Raw genomic sequence first — 662 nt, forward strand, 5'->3', positions numbered from 1 at the left:
GGCCTGGCCGGCTGCGCGAGCGCGCCGCCCGAGCCGGCCGCCGATCCGGCGCTGCTGCCGGCGCAGTGGTACGCCCCGCTGCCGCACAACGGCCGCCTCGCCGACCTGACCGGCTGGTGGCAGCAGTTCGACGACCCGGTGCTCTCGCAGCTGATCGACGCTTCGCAGTCCGTCAGCCCGACGCTCGCGACGGCCCGCTCGCGCCTGGCGCAGTCGCAGGCCACGCGCACCGGTGCCGGCGCGGCGCTGCTGCCCACGCTCGACGCCACCGCCAGCGCGACGCGCGGCCGCACCGATTTCGTGACGCCGCTGGCCACCACCACCTCGGCCGGGTTGCAGACGGCGTGGGAGATCGACGTGTTCGGCGCCGGCCGGGCCGGCCGCGATGCGGCGCAGTACCGCCTCGAAGGGGCCGAAGCATCGTGGCACGACGCCCGCGTGTCGGTCGCCGCCGAAACCGCGAACGCCTACCTGGGCCTGCGCGCCTGCGAGGCGCAGCTGGTGCAGACCGAGGCCGATGCGGCCTCGCGCGCCGAGACCGCCCGCCTGACCGGGCTGAGCGCGCAGGCCGGCTTCCAGCCGCCGGCCGACGCGGCGCTGGCGCGCGCCAGTGCCGCCCAGGGCGCGAGCCTGCTGACCGCGCAGCGCGCGCAGTGCGACAT

1 protein-coding gene is annotated in these 662 nt (G+C 77.6%); it reads left to right on the top strand.

What is annotated here, in order from left to right:
- Positions 1-662 (top strand): TolC family protein (locus ACXJLU_RS33515; protein ID WP_457338035.1); only part of this gene is annotated, 662 nt, incomplete at both ends.

This window comes from Rhizobacter sp. P5_C2 (assembly GCF_054049715.1).